This window comes from Mesorhizobium sp. BR1-1-4 (assembly GCF_020165375.1).
GTDB classification, from domain to species: domain Bacteria; phylum Pseudomonadota; class Alphaproteobacteria; order Rhizobiales; family Rhizobiaceae; genus Mesorhizobium; species Mesorhizobium australicum.
In genome coordinates this window covers 219,117-236,219 of the sequence record NZ_JAIUIB010000006.1, presented here as the reverse complement: position 1 = coordinate 236,219, position 17,103 = coordinate 219,117, and the positions used below count along the sequence as shown (strand labels likewise).

General features: G+C 65.6%; 14 protein-coding genes. 10 read left to right on the top strand and 4 right to left on the bottom strand.

Annotated features, from left to right (window positions below):
• Window positions 1-55: 55 nt before the first annotated feature.
• Window positions 56-1,411, top strand: coding sequence for a glutamine synthetase family protein (locus LB571_RS15265; RefSeq protein WP_224595613.1), 1,356 nt, complete (start codon window positions 56-58; stop codon window positions 1,409-1,411).
• A 4-nt stretch (window positions 1,412-1,415) separates the two neighbouring features.
• Here the strand turns inward: LB571_RS15265 and LB571_RS15260 are convergent, their stop codons facing one another.
• Window positions 1,416-2,276, bottom strand: a complete 861-nt coding sequence (locus LB571_RS15260) for a MurR/RpiR family transcriptional regulator (RefSeq protein ID WP_224523710.1) — start codon at window positions 2,274-2,276, stop codon at window positions 1,416-1,418.
• Between the two features lie 150 nt (window positions 2,277-2,426).
• On the opposite strand from LB571_RS15260, the gene murA reads away from it, so the two are divergent.
• From murA to LB571_RS15215, 9 genes are all read left to right on the top strand, one after another.
• Entirely contained in the window at window positions 2,427-3,683 is a 1,257-nt protein-coding gene (murA, locus tag LB571_RS15255; RefSeq protein ID WP_224595611.1) for a UDP-N-acetylglucosamine 1-carboxyvinyltransferase, read from the top strand.
• The gene (locus LB571_RS15250; protein WP_224595609.1) at window positions 3,680-4,561 is read left to right on the top strand and encodes an N-acetylglucosamine kinase; all 882 of its coding nucleotides are present in this window, start codon (window positions 3,680-3,682) and stop codon (window positions 4,559-4,561) included. The genes murA and LB571_RS15250 overlap by 4 nt, the downstream gene beginning before the upstream one ends.
• A gap of 160 nt (window positions 4,562-4,721) precedes the next feature.
• Complete coding sequence (gene murQ, locus LB571_RS15245; RefSeq protein WP_224523719.1) at window positions 4,722-5,645, top strand: N-acetylmuramic acid 6-phosphate etherase; 924 nt, start codon at window positions 4,722-4,724, stop codon at window positions 5,643-5,645.
• A 120-nt stretch (window positions 5,646-5,765) separates the two neighbouring features.
• A complete protein-coding gene (locus tag LB571_RS15240; protein WP_224595606.1) occupies window positions 5,766-7,277 on the top strand; it encodes an ABC transporter substrate-binding protein in 1,512 nt (503 codons plus the stop codon).
• Window positions 7,278-7,308: 31 nt separating this feature from the next.
• Complete coding sequence (locus tag LB571_RS15235; protein ID WP_224595603.1) at window positions 7,309-8,268, top strand: ABC transporter permease; 960 nt, start codon at window positions 7,309-7,311, stop codon at window positions 8,266-8,268.
• A complete protein-coding gene (locus LB571_RS15230; RefSeq protein WP_224595587.1) occupies window positions 8,268-9,107 on the top strand; it encodes an ABC transporter permease in 840 nt (279 codons plus the stop codon). The genes LB571_RS15235 and LB571_RS15230 overlap by 1 nt, the downstream gene beginning before the upstream one ends.
• Window positions 9,104-10,852 (top strand): ABC transporter ATP-binding protein, encoded by a 1,749-nt coding sequence (locus LB571_RS15225; RefSeq protein ID WP_224595585.1) that lies wholly within the window; start codon window positions 9,104-9,106, stop codon window positions 10,850-10,852. The genes LB571_RS15230 and LB571_RS15225 overlap by 4 nt, the downstream gene beginning before the upstream one ends.
• A gap of 250 nt (window positions 10,853-11,102) precedes the next feature.
• Window positions 11,103-12,110 carry a serine hydrolase domain-containing protein gene (locus LB571_RS15220; protein ID WP_224595582.1) on the top strand — a complete coding sequence of 336 codons (1,008 nt, stop codon included), beginning with the start codon at window positions 11,103-11,105 and terminating at the stop codon, window positions 12,108-12,110.
• Window positions 12,110-13,225, top strand: a complete 1,116-nt coding sequence (locus tag LB571_RS15215) for an anhydro-N-acetylmuramic acid kinase (protein ID WP_224595580.1) — start codon at window positions 12,110-12,112, stop codon at window positions 13,223-13,225. The genes LB571_RS15220 and LB571_RS15215 overlap by 1 nt, the downstream gene beginning before the upstream one ends.
• Here the strand turns inward: LB571_RS15215 and LB571_RS15210 are convergent, their stop codons facing one another.
• The 3 genes from LB571_RS15210 to LB571_RS15200 are packed head-to-tail and all read right to left on the bottom strand — an operon-like array spanning window position 13,226 to window position 16,987.
• On the bottom strand, window positions 13,226-13,651 hold the full coding sequence (locus LB571_RS15210) for a GNAT family N-acetyltransferase (protein ID WP_224595578.1): 426 nt from the start codon (window positions 13,649-13,651) through the stop codon (window positions 13,226-13,228).
• Window positions 13,652-13,679: 28 nt separating this feature from the next.
• Window positions 13,680-15,035 carry a sigma-54-dependent transcriptional regulator gene (locus LB571_RS15205; RefSeq protein WP_224595576.1) on the bottom strand — a complete coding sequence of 452 codons (1,356 nt, stop codon included), beginning with the start codon at window positions 15,033-15,035 and terminating at the stop codon, window positions 13,680-13,682.
• A complete protein-coding gene (locus LB571_RS15200) occupies window positions 15,032-16,987 on the bottom strand; it encodes an ATP-binding protein (RefSeq protein ID WP_224595573.1) in 1,956 nt (651 codons plus the stop codon). The genes LB571_RS15205 and LB571_RS15200 overlap by 4 nt, the downstream gene beginning before the upstream one ends.
• Window positions 16,988-17,103: the final 116 nt, after the last annotated feature.

Genomic DNA, 17,103 nt, shown 5'->3' with positions numbered 1-17,103 from the left:
GTAAAATAGGGTGCTCGCCTCAGACGCGACACCGCAGGGAACCAGAGGTTTGAAATTGAGCGATGCAATTGCGGACGTTTTGAACTGGCTTGAAAGCCGAAGCGACATCCAGAGCCTGAGGGCCGCGGTGTGCGACCTCAACGGCATCATGCGGGGAAAACGCATCCCCGTCGAGCAGGCCCGCAAGGCACTGGAGGGCAAGCTGCGCATGCCCTACTCGCTGATCGGGCTCGACGTCTGGGGCGAGGACATCGAAGGCAACAGCCTGGTCTTCTCGACCGGCGATGCCGATGGTCTGTGCCAATGGACGGGTCGCGGCATTCTGCCGGTGGAATGGACGGCGCATCCGACGGCGCTCGTCCCGCTCTGGCTCGCCGATGAGAGCGGAGCGCCCTATTTCGGCGACCCCCGGCGAGCACTGGCCCGCATCCTCGATCGCTACAAGGCGCTCGGCCTGACGCCGGTCGCGGCGACCGAACTCGAATTCTACCTGGTCGATCCGCAATCGCAGCGGCCGGTCGGGCCGGTCTCACCGGTCACTGGGCGGCGTCTCGATTCCGACGCGGCGCTGTCGATCGACGAGATCGACGATTTCGAAGCCTTCATCCACGACATCTATGAAGCCTGCCGCGCGCAAGGCATTCCCGTCGATACGGCAATCGCCGAAAACGGCGTCGGCCAGTTCGAGATCAACCTGAACCATGTCGCCGACGCCTTGCGGGCCGCCGACGATGCGGTGTTGTTCAAGCGCACGGTGAAGGGCATTGCCCGCAAGCACGGCTTTGCCGCCTGCTTCATGGCCAAGCCCTATGGCGACCGCGCCGGCAACGGCTTCCATGTCCATTTCAGCCTGGTCGATGCCGATGGGCGCAACGTGTTCGACGACGGCACCGACCAGGGTTCCGACACCATGCGGCACGCGGTCGGCGGGCTGCTGGCGGCGATGGCCGAAAGCACGCTGGTGTTCGCGCCGCACTTCAATTCCTACCGCAGGCTGCGCCCGAGATCCTACGCGCCGACCGCGGTCGCCTGGGGTTACGAGAACCGCATGGTCGCGATCCGCATCCCCGGCGGCCCGACCGGCGCGCGCCGCATCGAACATCGCGTCTCGGGAGCCGACGCCAACCCCTATCTCGTGCTTGCCGCCATACTGGGCGCCGCGCTGATCGGCATCGAGAAGCAGATGTCGCCAGGCGACCCGGCGGGGAATGACGGGCAAGGCGTTGCCCCGGCCAAATTGCCGCCGGACTGGGCGTCGGCGATCGCAACCTTTGAAGGCGGGACGCATGTGGCGGAGATCTTCCCGGCGATCCTGCGCGACTCCTTCGTCGCCTGCAAACGCCAGGAATTGAATACGTTTGCCCTCAACGTCAGCGATTTCGAGATCGAGACCTATCTCGAAAGCGTCTGAGGCCTTAAGACGAGCGCTCGGCCTTCAGCACCGTGACCGCCGCCTCGCTGTTGTGAACGTAGTCGTTGGCGTCGGGCTGCTTCTGTACCAGCAGGATGAACAGAAGGTCGGTCAGCGTCAGCTGCGCGTCGCGCGCGGTGATGGAGGAAGAGCGCGCGCGTTCCTCGTCGGCGAGGGTGTAGAGGCGGATGTCGGCGACGCGGCTCAGCGGATTGTCATGCAGGCCGGTGACGGCGATCACCGTCGTGCCACGCTTGCTGGCAAGCTCCGCGATACGCAAGGTTTCGATGCTGGCGCCGGAATAGGACAGCGCGAACAGCACATCGTCAGGCCCGAGCGTCGAGGCGTTGGCCATCTGGATGTGGCTGTCGCTGTCATGCAGCACATTGCGGCCGAGCTTCATCAGCTTGTATGAAAAATCGCGCGCCACCAGCGAGGAGGCGCCGACGCCGACCAGATGGATGCGCCGCGCGCCATCCAGCAGGTCGAGCGTCCTGGAAAGGATGCGCTCGCTGTTGGCGGCGACGGTCTGCTGCATCGACAGCAGCTTGCTGCCGATCAGCTTCTTCAGGATGACCGGAAAAGTATCACCCACCTCGATCGAGCCATGGATGACGCCGGCCGGCACCTGCCAATCCTGCGCCTTGGCCTCGCTGACGGCGAGCTTGAGCTCCTGATAGCTGGCATAGCCGAGCTTCTGGCTGAACTTGACGACGCCAGACTGGCTGCGGCCGATCTCGGCCGCAAGTGCCGCCGTCGACAGCCTCAGCATCTGGTCGGGATTGTCGATGATATAACGGCCGATCTCGCGATCGCCGGGCGCCATGCCGTCGAGCTCGGCACTGATCCTGCTTAAGACGGACACGGAAACCCCTCGCTCTTCACTGCAAGACGAGGAATAAATTATTCCAATTTTGATTGACAGCCAAGAACGCAGAATTAATTCTCGACCGACCCGAGGTCATCGCTCGGGATCCCGGGTAGGTCACCGGACGTGGCCGTCAAGGTTTCAGCCATGGACAGATTGCGGATCGTAGGCGGACAGAGACTGGAAGGCGCGGTCACCATATCGGGCGCCAAGAATGCCGCTTTGCCGCAGATCGCGGCCGCTCTTCTCAGCCCCTACCCGCTGGAACTGACCAACCTGCCCGATGTGACCGACGTCGAAAACATGCTCGGCGTGGTGCGACTTCACGGCGGCGAAATCACCCGGTCCGCCCATGCCGCCACAATCGACACAAGTACCGCCGTTTCGAAGGAGACCTCCTACGACACGGTACGAAAAATGCGGGCGACGGTGCTCGTCCTGGCGCCGTTGCTGGCGCGGTTCGGCCATGCCCGGGTTTCGCTGCCGGGCGGCTGCGCGATCGGCGCGCGGCCGGTCGACATGCATGTCGCCGCACTCGCCGCGCTTGGCGCCAGGATCGCCGTCGAGAACGGCCTGATCGTCGCCTCGGCCCCGAACGGGCTGACCGGCACGCGCATCGTGCTCCCCTCGCCATCGGTCGGGGCGACGGAAACCGCCATGATGGCGGCGACCGCGGCCAAGGGCGAAACCGAGATCCTGAACGCGGCGCGCGAGCCGGAAGTGGCCGATCTCGCCGCCTGCCTCGTTGCCATGGGCGCGCGCATCGAAGGCGCCGGCACGCACCGTATCCTGATCGCGGGCGACACCAGCTGGCACGCCGCCAGGCACGACATCATCCCCGACCGCATCGAGGCCGGCACTTATGCCATCGCGGCCGCCATCACCGGCGGCCAGCTCGAACTGACGCACGCCCGGCTCGAGCACATGGCCTCGGTGGTGCAATTGCTGGAGGCGACCGGCGTCAGCGTCTGGCCAGGCGATCGCGGTCTGATCGTCTCGCGCGACCGGCCGCTCAAGGCCGCGGATCTGACGACGGAACCCTATCCGGGCTTTCCGACCGACCTGCAGGCGCAGTTCATGGCGCTGATGTGCTGCGCCCAGGGTGCGTCGCTGCTGCGCGAAACCATTTTCGAGAACCGCTTCATGCATGTGCCCGAACTGATGCGGCTCGGCGCCAACATCAAGCTGCAAGGCACCATGGCGCTGGTGCGCGGCGGCGAGAAATTGCACGGCGCGCAAGTGATGGCCACCGATCTGCGGGCTTCGGTGTCGCTGGTGCTGGCGGCGCTGGTCTGTGAAGGCGAGACGACAATCAACCGCGTCTATCACCTCGACCGCGGCTACGAGCAACTGGACCGCAAGCTGCGCCTGTGCGGCGCCGGCATCGAGCGGCTGGGCGCATGAATACCGAAGCGGATTATTTTCTCGGCGTCGATGGCGGCGGCACCGGTTGCCGCGCCCGTCTCGAGGACGCGCAAGGCACGGTGCTGGGACAGGGCCTGTCGGGGCCGGCGACGACGCGGCTCGGCATCGAGGCAGCCTGGGCCTCCATCGCCAAAGCTTTCGGCGCGGCGATCGAGGAAGCAGGTTTCGCGCCAGCCGAAACCGCCAAGATCCATGCCGGCATCGGCCTTGCCGGCATCGGCCGCAAAGGCGCGCTTGAGGCGTTGCGGGCAATCGCGCATCCCTTTGCCAGCATCGACTTCGTCAGCGACGGCATCGGTGCCTGCCTTGGCGCGCATTCCGGTCGGGACGGCGCCATCGTCATCGCCGGGACCGGCTCGATCGGCCTCGGCTTCGTCGAGGGCCGCGACCTGCGCGCCGGCGGCTACGGGTTTCCGATCTCCGACGAGGGCAGCGGCGCCGACCTTGGATTGAAAGCCGTGCAACTGGCATTGCGCGCCCATGACGGCCGCCACGAGCGCACGGCGCTGCTGGCGGAGGTCATGCAGCGCTTCGCGGGCGACCCCATGGAGGCTGTCGCCTGGATGGACCGCGCCAGCGCCACGGACTATGCCGCGCTTGCACCCATGGTGATGCGCCATGCCGACCAGGGGGATCCCGTTGGGCGCCGCATCGTGCAAGGTGCCGCCGAACAGATCGACACGCTGGTGCGGGTATTGTTCGAAAAAGGCGCGCTGCGCGTGACGTTGCTGGGCGGCCTCGCCAGCCCGCTGGAGCCCTGGCTTTCTCCCGATGTGCGCCGCCGCCTGAAGCCCGCCGACGGCGACGCCGTATCCGGCGCGATCATTCTTGCCAAGCGTTCGGTTCGCAAGGGATAGCCAACGTGGACAGGAATAAAATATTCCAAATCTCTGTTGACGGTGTGAATATCAAATTCTAAAAAGTTAACAAAGAAAACTGCGATGACAGACCCAAGGTCCGTCCGCACTGGCTACCAGTCGAGTGATGCCGTGCGGCAGAATTTTTGAAAGCGCTGGGATGACCGAGCAAGGGTTGATGTCTGAGCTGGATCGCTTGGTTTCCGAGGGTCGGAACCCAAGGACCGTCGACATCGATCTGCTGCCGACCCTCGACGTGCTGCGCAGGATCAATGACGAGGACAAGATCGTCCCAGCGGCCGTCGAAAAGGTGCTGCCCGAGATTGCCACCGCGGTGGACCGGATCGTGCTTGCCTTCCAGAGGGGCGCACGCCTCATCTACATGGGCGCCGGCACCAGCGGCCGGCTTGGCGTGCTCGACGCTTCGGAATGCCCGCCGACATTCGGCGTGCCCGAAGGCATGGTGGTCGGCCTGATTGCCGGCGGGTCCGACGCGCTGGTGCGCTCGCTCGAAGGCGCCGAGGATGACCCGAAGATGGGCGCCAAGGCCTTGCAGGGGATCGGACTCACACCCGACGACGTGGTGGTCGGCATCGCGGTCAGCGGACGCACGCCCTATGTCATCGGCGGGCTGACCCATGCCAGGCAGATCGGCGCAACGACGGTCGCCCTCTCCTGCAATCCGGCATCGGCCATTGCCGGTATCGCTGACATCGCGATCTCGCCGGTCGTCGGCCCCGAAGTGCTCACCGGCTCGACGCGGCTGAAATCGGGAACCGCGCAGAAGCTGGTGCTCAACATGCTGACCACGGCCTCGATGATCCGGATCGGCAAGAGCTACCAGAATCTGATGGTCGACCTGAACCCATCGAACAGGAAGCTGGTGGCCCGGGCGATCAGGATGGTCATGCAGACGACCGGCTGTACCGCGCCGCAGGCGCGGCAGGCGCTCGACCGGACCGGCAAGGACGTCAAGTTGGCGATCCTGGTGACCATCACCGGCCTCGACGTGGACGCGGCGCGGGCCGCTTTGTCCAGGGCCGGAGGGTTCCTGCGAAAGGCGATCGGCGACGAAGCAACCTGAAGCCACTTTAGACAAGACGGCGTCAAGCCGCATAGACTGGGCCGACACTCCATAGCATGTGTGCCTTGGAAGCGGTCCTCGGAAACTGCAAGGCACCGAGTTCAATAATGGGAGACGAGAATGGTTCATCTTACAAGAAGGCTGCTTTCGGGCATCACCCTTGCCGCGATGCTCGGCATCGCGACGGTTTCGGCGCAGGCGGCGACGCTGCACATGGCCTGGTCCCAGGACGCCACCGGGCTTGATCCGCACAAGCAGACGGCCTTTTCCTCGCTGCGGCTTTTGGAGCTGATCTATGAGCCGCTGGTGCGCGTCGATGCCAGCCTGCGGATCATCCCCGCCATCGCCTCCTCCTGGGAGTTTTCGAAGGACGGCAAGGAGCTGACCTTCAAGCTCGATCCCAAGGCGAAATTCCAGGACGGTACCGCCGTGACCCCGGCCGACGTCAAGGCGTCGTTCGAGCGCATTCTCGACGAGAAGACTGGTGCCGCCGCCCGCGCCAACTTCCTGTCGATCGCCAGCATCGACACGCCGGATGCGGCGACCGTCGTGTTCCACCTGTCGCAGGCCGACGCACCTATCCTGACGGCGATGAGCGACGTCAACGCGGCCATCGTTCCGGCGACCGAGATCAAGGCCGGCTCGATCGGCACCAGGACGGTCGGTTCGGGCCCGTTCAAGCTCGACAAGTGGGATCCCAACGCCAAGGAAGTCTTGAGCGCCAACAAGAACTGGGCCGGCGGCGCGACCGGCGTCGACGGCATCGAGATCAGTGTGCTGCCCGACGAGGCGGCGATCCTCGCCGCCATGCGCACCAAGCAGATCGATTTCGCCTTGCTCAACGATCCGCTCGTCGCCACGCTGGTGCCGAAGGAAGCCAACTTGCAACTGAACCGCGTGCCGGTGCTGGCCTACAACGTGCTGCAGCTCAACCCGTCGCGGAAGCCGATGACCGAGCTCAAGGTGCGCCAGGCGATCTCCTGCGCCATCGACCGGCAGGAGGTGCTGGACACCGCCGCGCTGGGCGAAGGCAAGGTCACCGGACCGCTGACCATCCCGGCGCTGGCCACCGATCCCAGCCAGTTGTTCTGCTACAAGCGCGATGTCGAAAAGGCCAAGAAGCTGATGGCCGAGGCCGGCTTTGCCGACGGCTTTTCGGCGACCGTGATCGGCGCCACGGGCGAGCCGCCGACGGCAGCGGCCGAAGCCCAGGTCATCCAGTCGCAGCTCGCCGAAATCGGCGTCAAACTCGATATCAAGATGATGGAGCTCAACGTCTATGTCGACGCCTGGCTGAAGGGCGATTTCGACATGGCGATCGCGCTCAATGGCGGCCGGGCCGACCCCTATACCATATACAACCGCTACTGGACCAAATCAGGCAATCTGCAAAAGGTGGCGAACTACATCGACGACACGCTCGACAGCCTGATGCAGCAGGGCCGCGCAGAGACCGATCCGGCCAAACGCAAAGCGATCTTCGCCGAATTCGAGAAGCACCTCGCCGAAATGTCGCCGTGGATCTGGCTCTACACCTCCTATAGCTATACGGCGCAACAGAAGAACATATCCGGGTTCGTGCCGACGCCGACCGGCACGCTGTTCAGCCTGAGCAAGGTGACGATCCAGTAGCTTCGGCAATCGGACGAGAGGTCTTCCTGGCGTGAACTATCTCCTGCGACGGCTGGCGACGTTTCCTCTCGTGCTGCTTGGCGTGTCCATCCTGGTCTTCGTCGCGATCCGGATGGTGCCCGGCGATTCGATCACGGCGATGCTGGGCACCGAGGCCGGCCTGCTGACGCCGGCACAACGGGATTCGCTCGCCGCCTATTTCGGCATCGACCAGCCCTGGTTCGTCCAGTACTGGCGCTGGATCGGCGGCATCCTGCACGGCAATTTCGGCATATCCGTCACCTATGGCAGGCCGGTTCTCGACGTCATCCTCGAGCGCTTTCCGCTGACGCTGGAACTGGCCATGCTGTCAATGATCATTGCACTCGCCGTCGGCATGCCGGCGGGAATCTATGCCGCCACGCACAACGAGAAGCTGTCCGATCTCGGGGTGCGCGTCGTCGCCATGATCGGCCAGTCGACGCCGAGCTTCGTGCTTGGCCTGCTGATCATCTACACGCTGTCGGCGGGCTTCGGCGTACTGCCGGCGATGGGCGAATTCGTGCCGCTCTGGCAGGATCCCCTGCGCAATCTCAGCCAGTTGATCCTGCCCGCCATCACGCTGGGCTTTGCCTTCGCGGCGTCGGTCACCCGCATTGCGCGATCGGCAATGCTCGACGTGTTGAGCGACGATTATGTGCGCACCGCGCGCAGCAAGGGCGCTTCGGCGCGCAGCGTCATCTGGCGGCACGCTTTGCCCAATGCACTGATCCCGGTGGTGACGCTGAGCGGCATAGAATTCGGCTACCTCCTGGGCGGCGCCGTCATCGTCGAACAGATCTACGCCCTGCCCGGCCTAGGACGCATGGTGCTCGACGCGATCCTGCAGCGCGATTACGCGCTGGTGCAGGGCAGCGTGCTGTTCATCGCCTTCAACTTCATGATCGTCAATCTCCTGGTCGACCTCGCCTATGTCGCGCTCGATCCGCGCATCCGGCTGGGGGAACAGTGATGCGCATCCTGCGTGCCATCTTCGGCCATGGCAGCGGCCGCATCGGCGGCGTCATCGTGTGCGTCTATCTGCTGCTTGCCATCCTCGGCCTGCTCGGGCTGACGCCGCACAATCCGATCACGCAGTACCGTATCGACCGGCTGCATGCGCCCAGCGCCGCCTACTGGATGGGCACCGACCTGTTCGGCCGCGACGTCGCCAGCCGCCTGATGGCGGGCATCGGCCAGTCTTTTACCGTCGCCTTCTTCTCGGTGGCCTTCGCGGCGCTTGCCGGAACGATCCTGGGGTTGGCCGCCGCCTGGCTCGGGCGCCGCTGGGACGGCGTCGTGATGCGGATCATGGACGTGCTGCTGGCCTTCCCGGCGATCCTCCTGGCGCTGCTCATCGTCACCGTTGCCGGCCCCGGCACCTGGACCAGCGTCGTTGCCATCGGCATCGTCTACACGCCGATCTTCACCCGCGTGGTGCGCGGCCCCGCGCTGTCGCTCAAGACACGCGAATTCGTCGATGCCGCGCGAACCTTCGGCAGCAGTTCGAGCTATATCGTCACGCGCCACCTGCTGCTCAACCTCGTGGCGCCGTTGACCGTGCAGGTGACGCTGGCGCTCGCCTGGGCGCTGCTGACCGAAGCCGGCCTGAGTTTTCTCGGCCTCGGCACGCAGCCGCCCGCCGCCTCGCTCGGACTGATGCTGAGCGACAGCCGCAACCTGATGGAGACGGCACCCTGGCTGATGATCTTCCCAGGCCTGGCGATCATGATCAGCATTCTCGGCTTCAACCTTTTGGGCGACGCCTTGCGCGATATCCTTGACCCGAGGATGCGGAGCGCGTTCGCATGACCCCGCTCTTGTCAGTCTCGGACCTGCGCGTCGGCTTCGGCCGCGATCCCTTGGCCAACGAGGTGGTGCGCGGCGTCAGTTTCGATATCGCCGATGGCGAGACGCTTGCCATTGTCGGCGAAAGCGGCTCGGGCAAGTCGGTGACGGCGCTGTCGATCAACCGGCTCGTCGATTTCGGTGGCGGCCGCATCACTGGTGGCTCGATGAAGCTCAAGCGGGCCAATGGAACCATCTTCGAGTTGACGACCGCGACCGAACCGCAACTGACCGGCATTCGCGGCGCCGAGATCGGCATGATTTTTCAGGAACCGATGACCTCGCTCAACCCGGTGCTGACCATCGGCACGCAGATCGAGGAATCGTTCCGCCTGCATCGCGGCCTGACCGGCCAGCAGGCTACGGCGGCAGCCAGGGACGCGCTCGACCGCGTGCGCATTCCCGATGCCGCAAGGCGGCTGAAATACACGCCCAACCAGCTGTCCGGCGGCATGCTGCAGCGGGTGATGATCGCCATTGCACTCGCCTGCAACCCGCGCCTGCTGATCGCCGACGAGCCAACGACGGCGCTCGATGTTACCGTGCAGGCGCAGATCATGGCGCTGCTTGCCGAGCTGAAGCGCGAAAGCGGCATGTCCGTCATCTTCATCACCCACGATATCGGCCTGGTTGCCGGCATCGCCGACAAGGTGATGGTGATGCAGAACGGGCAGGCCGTCGAACAGGGTGAGCTCAACCGGATCCTCGACAGCCCCCAGCATCCCTACACCCAGCATCTGCTGCACGCCGTGCCGCATTTCGCCAGCGGTCGCGCGACGCGCTCGGATGGGCAACGCGACAACGGCGCGAGCGCCGAACCGGCCTTGAAGGTCGATGGCCTCGTGGTTCGGTTTCCCCTCAAGAGCAGTTTCTTCAGCCGCGCCACCGGCGCGGTGCATGCCGTCGACGGCGTCGATTTCGACCTGATGCACGGCGAGACGCTGGCCATTGTCGGCGAGAGCGGTTCGGGCAAATCCACTGCCGCCAAGGCGGTGCTAGGGCTTGTGCGATCGACGCGCGGCAGCTTCTCGGTCGGCGCCCAAGTGGCCTCGCCGAGGCGCAGCGCCAAGCCCATGCAGATGGTGTTCCAGAACCCTTATGCCTCTCTCAATCCAAGGCTGACGATCGAGAGCATTCTGGCGGAACCCGTGATCGCCACCGGCGGCCGGGTGGATGCCGAAACGCGGGCCAGAATGGCGCGCCTGCTGGAACGCGTCGGCCTGCCCAAGAACAGCCTCGAGCGCTATCCGCATGAATTCTCCGGTGGCCAGCGGCAAAGGCTGTGCATTGCGCGCGCGCTGATGCTCAACCCGTCCGTCGTGGTCCTCGATGAAGCAGTGTCGGCGCTCGATGTGTCGGTGCAGGCCAAGGTGCTGGAGTTGCTGGTCGACCTGCAGCGTGAGTTTGGGCTGGCCTATCTGTTCATCTCGCATGACATGGCGGTGGTCGAGCGGATCGCGCACCGCATCGCAGTCATCTATGCCGGCCAGATCGTCGAGATCGGCGACGCACAGTCCGTGCTGTCGAAGCCGAGACATTCCTATACGAAGAAGCTCATATCAGCCGTTCCGGCTATCGACCGTCGGCGCGAGCATTTCGAGATCGACACACGCCAGGTGCCTTCGCTGGTGCGCCCGAGAGGGTTTGAGCCGGCGCCAGCGAAGTGGGAGCGGTTTGGCGGGGATCACATGGCGAGGGTGGAGGTGTGATGGACGGTGCACTGGGATATGCACGGTCGGCGGGACAGCACCCCCCTCTGGCCTGCCGGCCATCTCCCCCGCAAGGGGGGAGATTAGCAGCTTCGGCATCCCGCCCCTTCCTGCGACGTCGGCGATTGGCGAGAGCCGCTATTACGGCCAATCTCCCCCCTTGCGGGGGAGATGTCCGGCAGGACAGAGGGGGGTGCGAAGGATCGCCGACTTTTCCGTTTGACGACATGCCCACGTGCGGTGGCCGGCATTGAGCCCCCTCGCCCAGCTCTTCGACCGCGCGTTCCAACCGCTCGCAGCGGCAGTGGCGGCCAAGCGCATTCCCGGCGGCGTGCTCGGCCTGGTCGGCAGAAATGGCGAGCGCATCACCAGAGCGATCGGCTCCGCGCAGCTTGTGCCTAAAGTCAGGCCGATGACTGTTGAGACCTGGTTCGACCTGGCGTCGCTGACCAAGGTGATCTTTACCACGCCGCGTATCCTGGCGCTGGCGCAGGACGGCATCATCGATCTCGACGCGCCGCTGATCTCCCTGCTTCCCGACCTTCGCCAGTATGACGCGAACGCATGGGAGCGGGAGGTGACGTTTCGCCAGTGCCTGGGCCACCAGACGCCCTTTCCGGCCGTCGAGCCGATCTACACCTATGGGCGCGACCCCGAACTGCTGCGCGCCTTCGTCCTGCAGCGCGAATGGCGGGCGCGCGACCCTGTCTATTCCGACATCAACTTCATCCTGCTCGGCTTTGCGATGGAGCGGCTGTCGGGCAAGAGCATCCGCGCCGTGGAACCCGGCCCGGGCTTTGCCTGGTTCGCGGAACCCGATGCCGCCGCGGCGACCGAGGACTGCACCTGGCGCCATCGCGTGCTGTCCGGCGAGGTCCACGACGACAATTGCTCGGCGCTGCAGGGCGCCGGCCATGCCGGTCTGTTCGGCACGGCCGCTTCGGTGCTCGATTTCGCCTGGGGATTGCTGGACGGAACCGGCGCATCCGAACAATCGATCGCGCTGATGCGCGAGCCCCTGTCGGCCACCCGCACCCATGGCTGGGAGCGCCCTTACGAAGGCTGGTCCGGCGGTGCGCTGTGCGGTCCGGGAACGATCGGCCACACCGGCTTCACCGGCACAGGATTGTGGATCGACTTCGACAAGGGCAAGGCGTGGACCTTGCTTACCAACCGAATCCATCCGACACGTCATTTCGACAGCGGCATCGTTCAGCTTCGGCAAGCGGTCGGCGACCTCATCAATGGAGCTCAATGATGGAACCAATCTGGGCCGTCGGCCTGATGACCGGCACGGTGCTTGACGGCAACATCGATGTCGCCCTGATCAAGACCGATGGCGAGCGGATAGACGATTTCGGCACTTACCGGCTGATGCCCTATCCCGCGTCGATCCGGTCGCTGCTGGAAGAGACGCTGGCGGCGGCGCGGGCCTGGAATTTCACCGGGCCGGAACCTGCGATTTTCCGCAAGGCCGAAGAGGCGCTGACGCGCGCGCAGTCGGCGGCGGTGAAGGAACTCGTGGAAGGTTACGGCATGACGATGGCCGAGATCGGAGTCGTCGGCTTTCACGGCCAGACCGTGCTGCATCGCGCGCCGCAGGTCGGGCGGCTCGGCCAGACCCGGCAGCTCGGCGACGGCGAGCTCATGCATTCCATTCTCGGCACCAAGGTCGCCTATGATTTTCGCTCGGCCGACATGCGCGCCGGCGGACAGGGCGCGCCTTTGGCCGCCGCCTATCACACCGCGCTGATGCGCGGCGCCGGCGCCAGCGGCGAGGTGGCCGTGCTCAATCTCGGCGGCGTCGCCAACATCACCTGGTGGGACGGCGCCGACAATGTCATCGCCTTCGACACCGGCCCCGCCAATGCGCCGCTCAACGATTTCATCAAGTCGAAAGGGCTCGGCGAAATGGACCGCGACGGCGCGCTTGGCCGGGCGGGAAAGGTGGACGAAGCCCGGCTCGCCAAGCTGCTGCAGCATCCCTATCTGACCAAGCCGTACCCAAAGTCACTCGACCGTTTCGACTTCGGCGCGGCCATGGCCGATGGCCTGAGCGCCGAGGATGGCGCGGCCCTGCTCACCGCCTTCACCGCGTCGGCTGTCGGCAAGGCGCTCGACATTCTGCCCAGCCGGCCGAAGAAGCTGGTGGTCAGCGGTGGAGGTCGCCACAACCCGACAATGATGGCGATGCTCGCCAGCCGCGCCGAGGTCGAGGTCGTACTGGCCGAAAGCCTCGGCTGGAGCGGCGACGCGGTGGAGGCGGAGTGTTTTGCCTTCCTCGCGGTTCGCGTGCTGCGCGGCCTGCCAATCAGTTTCCCGAGCACGACGGGCGCGCCGCGGCCGATGCGTGGCGGAAGGCTGGCTGGCTGATCAGTCGACCAGTTTCTTCCGCAGGAAGACGCGGCTGCGGCCGACCGGGAAATCGGCCAGCGTCCCGAAAGGCTGGTAGCCTTGCCTCTGATAGACCTTGGCGGCGTTGGGATTGAATGTGTCGATCCAGGCGTTTTGGCAGCCGCGCGCCACGGCTTCGCGTTCGGCCGCGTCGAGCATCCGGCCTGCCATGTGCTGGCCGCGCAGCCTTTCGTCGACCCACAGCCACTGCACGTAGAGCCAGCCCCAGGCGGTGTAGCCTGAAATGCCGGCGACGATCGCCCCGATCTCGTCGCGCACGAACACCGCCAGCGCCTTCCTTTCGGACGCGCCGACATCGCCGTCGTTGAACGCCGTCAGCCGTTCGCTGAGAAAGGCGAGTTCTTCCGGAAGGGGAGCGGCGGTCGTTTCAAGTATCGTGTTCATGGCTTTTCGGGATACTCGCTTGGAAACGTCAAGAGGGACGGAAATCAGATGCGGCGATGCCATAGCGCTTGAGCTTATCGTAGAACGTCTTGCGCGGCACGCCGAGCGCGTCGATGGCGCCGCGCACGTCGCCGCCATGGTCGCGCAGCGCGTCGCGGATGAGCTGCGCCTCGTAATGCCCGACCCGCTCCGGCAGTGCGGCGGCAGGCGCTGGCAGTCGTGCGGGCGAGGACCTGGTTTCGTCATCGGGACCAAGACCGAGCGCGACGCGATCGGCGAAATGGGCGAGTTCGCGCACATTGCCCGGCCAGTCGTGCGACTGGAGATGATGGCTCACGGCGGCGTTCACCTTGGCGACAGGCCGGCCAAACCGTTTCGCCGCCTTGCCAAGGAAGTGGCCGAACAGCATCTCGATATCGCCGCGCCGCTCGCGCAGCGGCGGAATGCGCAGCGTCACCACGTTAAGGCGAAAATAGAGATCCTCGCGAAAATCGCCGCGCTGGTCCTGCCGGCTGAGATCGACCTTGGTCGCCGCGACGACCCGGAGATCGAGGCGCCTTGTTTCGTTCGAGCCGAGCGGGGTGAGGCTGCGCGTCTCCAGCACCCGCAACAGCTTGACCTGCAGGGCCGGCGGCATGGATTCGATCTCGTCGAGGAACAGCGTGCCGCCGCTGGAATGCTCTATGCTGCCGATCCGCCGTCGCTGCGCCCCGGTAAACGCGCCGGCCTCGTGCCCGAACAGCTCGCTTTCGATGACGGTCTCGGGCAGAGCGCCGCAGTTCAGTGCCACGAACGGCTTTGCACGCCGCCGGCCCCACCGGTGCAGGAGGTCGGCCACCACTTCCTTGCCGGTTCCGGTCTCGCCCTCCACCAGCACGTCGACGTCCATGTCGGCGATCTGGCGCAAGGTCTCGCGCAGCCGCCTTATGGCCGGCGCTTCGCCGATCAACGGCATGCCGTCCGCGGCAAGTGCGGCGGCTTCGCGGAGCCGCCGGTTTTCCATCACCAGCCGCCGCTTCTCCGATGCACGCTTCAGCGCCTCGACCAGACGCTCCCCCGCATAGGGTTTCGGAATGAAATCATAGACCCCATCCTTGAGCGCGGCGACCGCAAGATCGACATCGCCATGCCCGGTGACCAGGATCACCGGCAAGTCGGGATCAACAGCCTTGACGCGGTCGAAGAGTTGCAGCCCATTCATGCCGGGCATGCGGATGTCGCTGACGACCACACCCTCGAAGTCCCTGTCGACGACACCAAGCGCTGCCTCGGCGGCGTCGAGCCCGATCACCGTGAAGCCGGCAAGTTCGAGCAGTTGCGTGGTGGCATGCAGCAGATCCGCATCGTCGTCGACAAGCGCGACCAGCCCCGATCCCTGCGTCATTCGATCCGCCTCAAGTCGATGGTGAAGGATGCGCCGCTGGCGGTGTCGGGGTCGAGCCGCAGCGTGCCGCCCAATTCCTGGGCGATCTCCTGCGAGATCACCAGGCCAAGGCCAAGCCCCTTCTCCTTGGTGGTCTGGAACGGCATGAACAGATTGCCGGCGGCTTCCGGGCCGAGGCCGGGACCATTGTCGCGCACCGAAATCAGCACGCGGTCGCCGCGTTCGGCGAGGTCGATCTCAATGCGGGGATCAGGCCGGTCCTTCATGGCGTCCAGCGCGTTCTGCAACAGGTTCACGAGGATCTGCTCCAGCCGGATGCGGCTTGCCATCACCAATGGCGATGCGGTGCCGCGCGGCTTGACGATGGTGACGCCGGAATCGCGGATGCGGCCGGACAGCAGCGACAGCGCGCCCTCGATCGCCTCGCGTACCGGCAAGGGCGAGGCAGCGGCGCCAGGCCGTCGCGCAAAGGTGCGCAGCGTGTTGGTGATCGCGCCGATGCGCTCGGTCATCGAGACGATCGAGGTCAGGTTGCCGCTTGCCGGTTCGGTCTTGCCGGCCGCGAGAAAGCGGCCGGCATTCTCGGCATAGGTGCGGATGGCGGCGACCGGCTGATTGATCTCATGCGCCACGCCGGCGGCGATCTGGCCGAGGATGGAGAGCCGGTTGGCCTGGGCAAGATCGTCGCGCAGCCGGCGGACCTTGGCCTCGGCGTTTTCGCGCTCGGCGATTTCGCCGGCAAGGGCCGTGTTCGATCGCGTCAGTTCGGCGGTCCGGGAACTGACCCGGCTTTCGAGTTCGGCATTCATGCGCGCCAGCGCCTCCTGCCGCAGCCGGCGTGTGCGCCGGCGCCGGGTGAACACATAGGCAAGCAGCCCCATCAGCAGCAGCCCGAGCAGTGTCGTCAGGCGCGCCGTGTTGGCGGCGGCGGTCAAGGCGGCATCGGCGGGCGTCAGCAGCCACAGGCGCCAGCCGGGGACGGCACCGGGCAAGTCCTGCACCACCTCGACGAACCGGCGCGATTTTCCGGCTTCTTCGATCGTCGCCAGGCCGTCACCGGCGCCACGCCGTATCGGCAGCGGCTCGAAGGCGGCGTCGACCAGTTGAAGCTGGTCATGCGCCGCGGCGGCATCCGCGGCGGAGAGCGGCGCCAGCGCATGGAACCGCCAGTCGGGCTGGCTGGTGGCCAGAACGACGCCGCGCTCGTCGGTGACGAAAACGAGAAAGCCGCTCGCCCGCCAATTGGCTTCGACACCGCCGAGTTCGACCTTCAGAACCGCGACGCCAAGCGGTTTGCCACCGTCGTCGACACGGCCGGCAAGGTAGAGTCCCGGCTTGCCGCTGATCGTGCCGAGGCCATACTGGCTGGCCGCGCCCTTGGCCATCGCATCGGTGAAATAGTGGCGAAAATTATAATCGATGCCGACAAAGCTGTCCGGCTGGCCGGCATTGCTGGCCGATATCGCCATGCCCGCCGTATCGATGACATAGATGGCCGAGGCCGACGCATCGCCGGCTATGGCCTTCAGCTTGGCGTCGAGCGCTGTTTCCTCGACTTTCCCGGCACGGCGCAGCGCATCACGCACCGCATCGTCGCGCGCCAGCACCAGCGGCACGAGACGTTGCTTTTCGATTTCGCCGGTCAGGGTTCCGGCCGCCAGCGGCAAGGCGGCCAATGCCCCGTCGCGCAGGTCATCGGCGGCCTGACCCTCGGCGATGCGCCCGGCGGTGGCAACCGCGCCGGCAAGCAGAGCGAGCGCTATTGCCGCAAACAGCCAACGGCCGCGCAGGCGCGCTACCGCTTCGCGCAGCAGGTCGCGGCCGGCAAACCCGGGGGATCCGCTATCGATGCGCTGTTGTGGCGTCGGCCCTCTCCCTTTGCTCCCCGGCTTTGCCCCCAGTCTAATGCGGAATTCCGCCCAGGCAAACAAGACCTGTGCGGAAATCCGCACAACTCTCCGTCAAAGGCAAGGCAGGAACGGCTGAACCCAGGGATTCCGGCCTGTCCGGCATCTGGCACAGCGTTTGCAAACATCCGTGCAGCGGCGGGCGACCGGAACGCCGCGAT

Bases quoted from the DNA above. Each gene is read 5' to 3' on its own strand.
- LB571_RS15215 (WP_224595580.1), top strand. From the start codon at position 12,110: ATGGAACCAATCTGGGCCGTCGGCCTGATGACCGGCACGGTGCTTGAC.
- LB571_RS15240 (WP_224595606.1), top strand. From the start codon at position 5,766: ATGGTTCATCTTACAAGAAGGCTGCTTTCGGGCATCACCCTTGCCGCG.
- LB571_RS15210 (WP_224595578.1), bottom strand. From the start codon at position 13,651: ATGAACACGATACTTGAAACGACCGCCGCTCCCCTTCCGGAAGAACTC.
- LB571_RS15205 (WP_224595576.1), bottom strand. From the start codon at position 15,035: ATGACGCAGGGATCGGGGCTGGTCGCGCTTGTCGACGACGATGCGGAT.
- murQ (WP_224523719.1), top strand. From the start codon at position 4,722: ATGACCGAGCAAGGGTTGATGTCTGAGCTGGATCGCTTGGTTTCCGAG.
- murA (WP_224595611.1), top strand. From the start codon at position 2,427: ATGGACAGATTGCGGATCGTAGGCGGACAGAGACTGGAAGGCGCGGTC.
- LB571_RS15230 (WP_224595587.1), top strand. From the start codon at position 8,268: ATGCGCATCCTGCGTGCCATCTTCGGCCATGGCAGCGGCCGCATCGGC.
- LB571_RS15250 (WP_224595609.1), top strand. From the start codon at position 3,680: ATGAATACCGAAGCGGATTATTTTCTCGGCGTCGATGGCGGCGGCACC.
- LB571_RS15225 (WP_224595585.1), top strand. From the start codon at position 9,104: ATGACCCCGCTCTTGTCAGTCTCGGACCTGCGCGTCGGCTTCGGCCGC.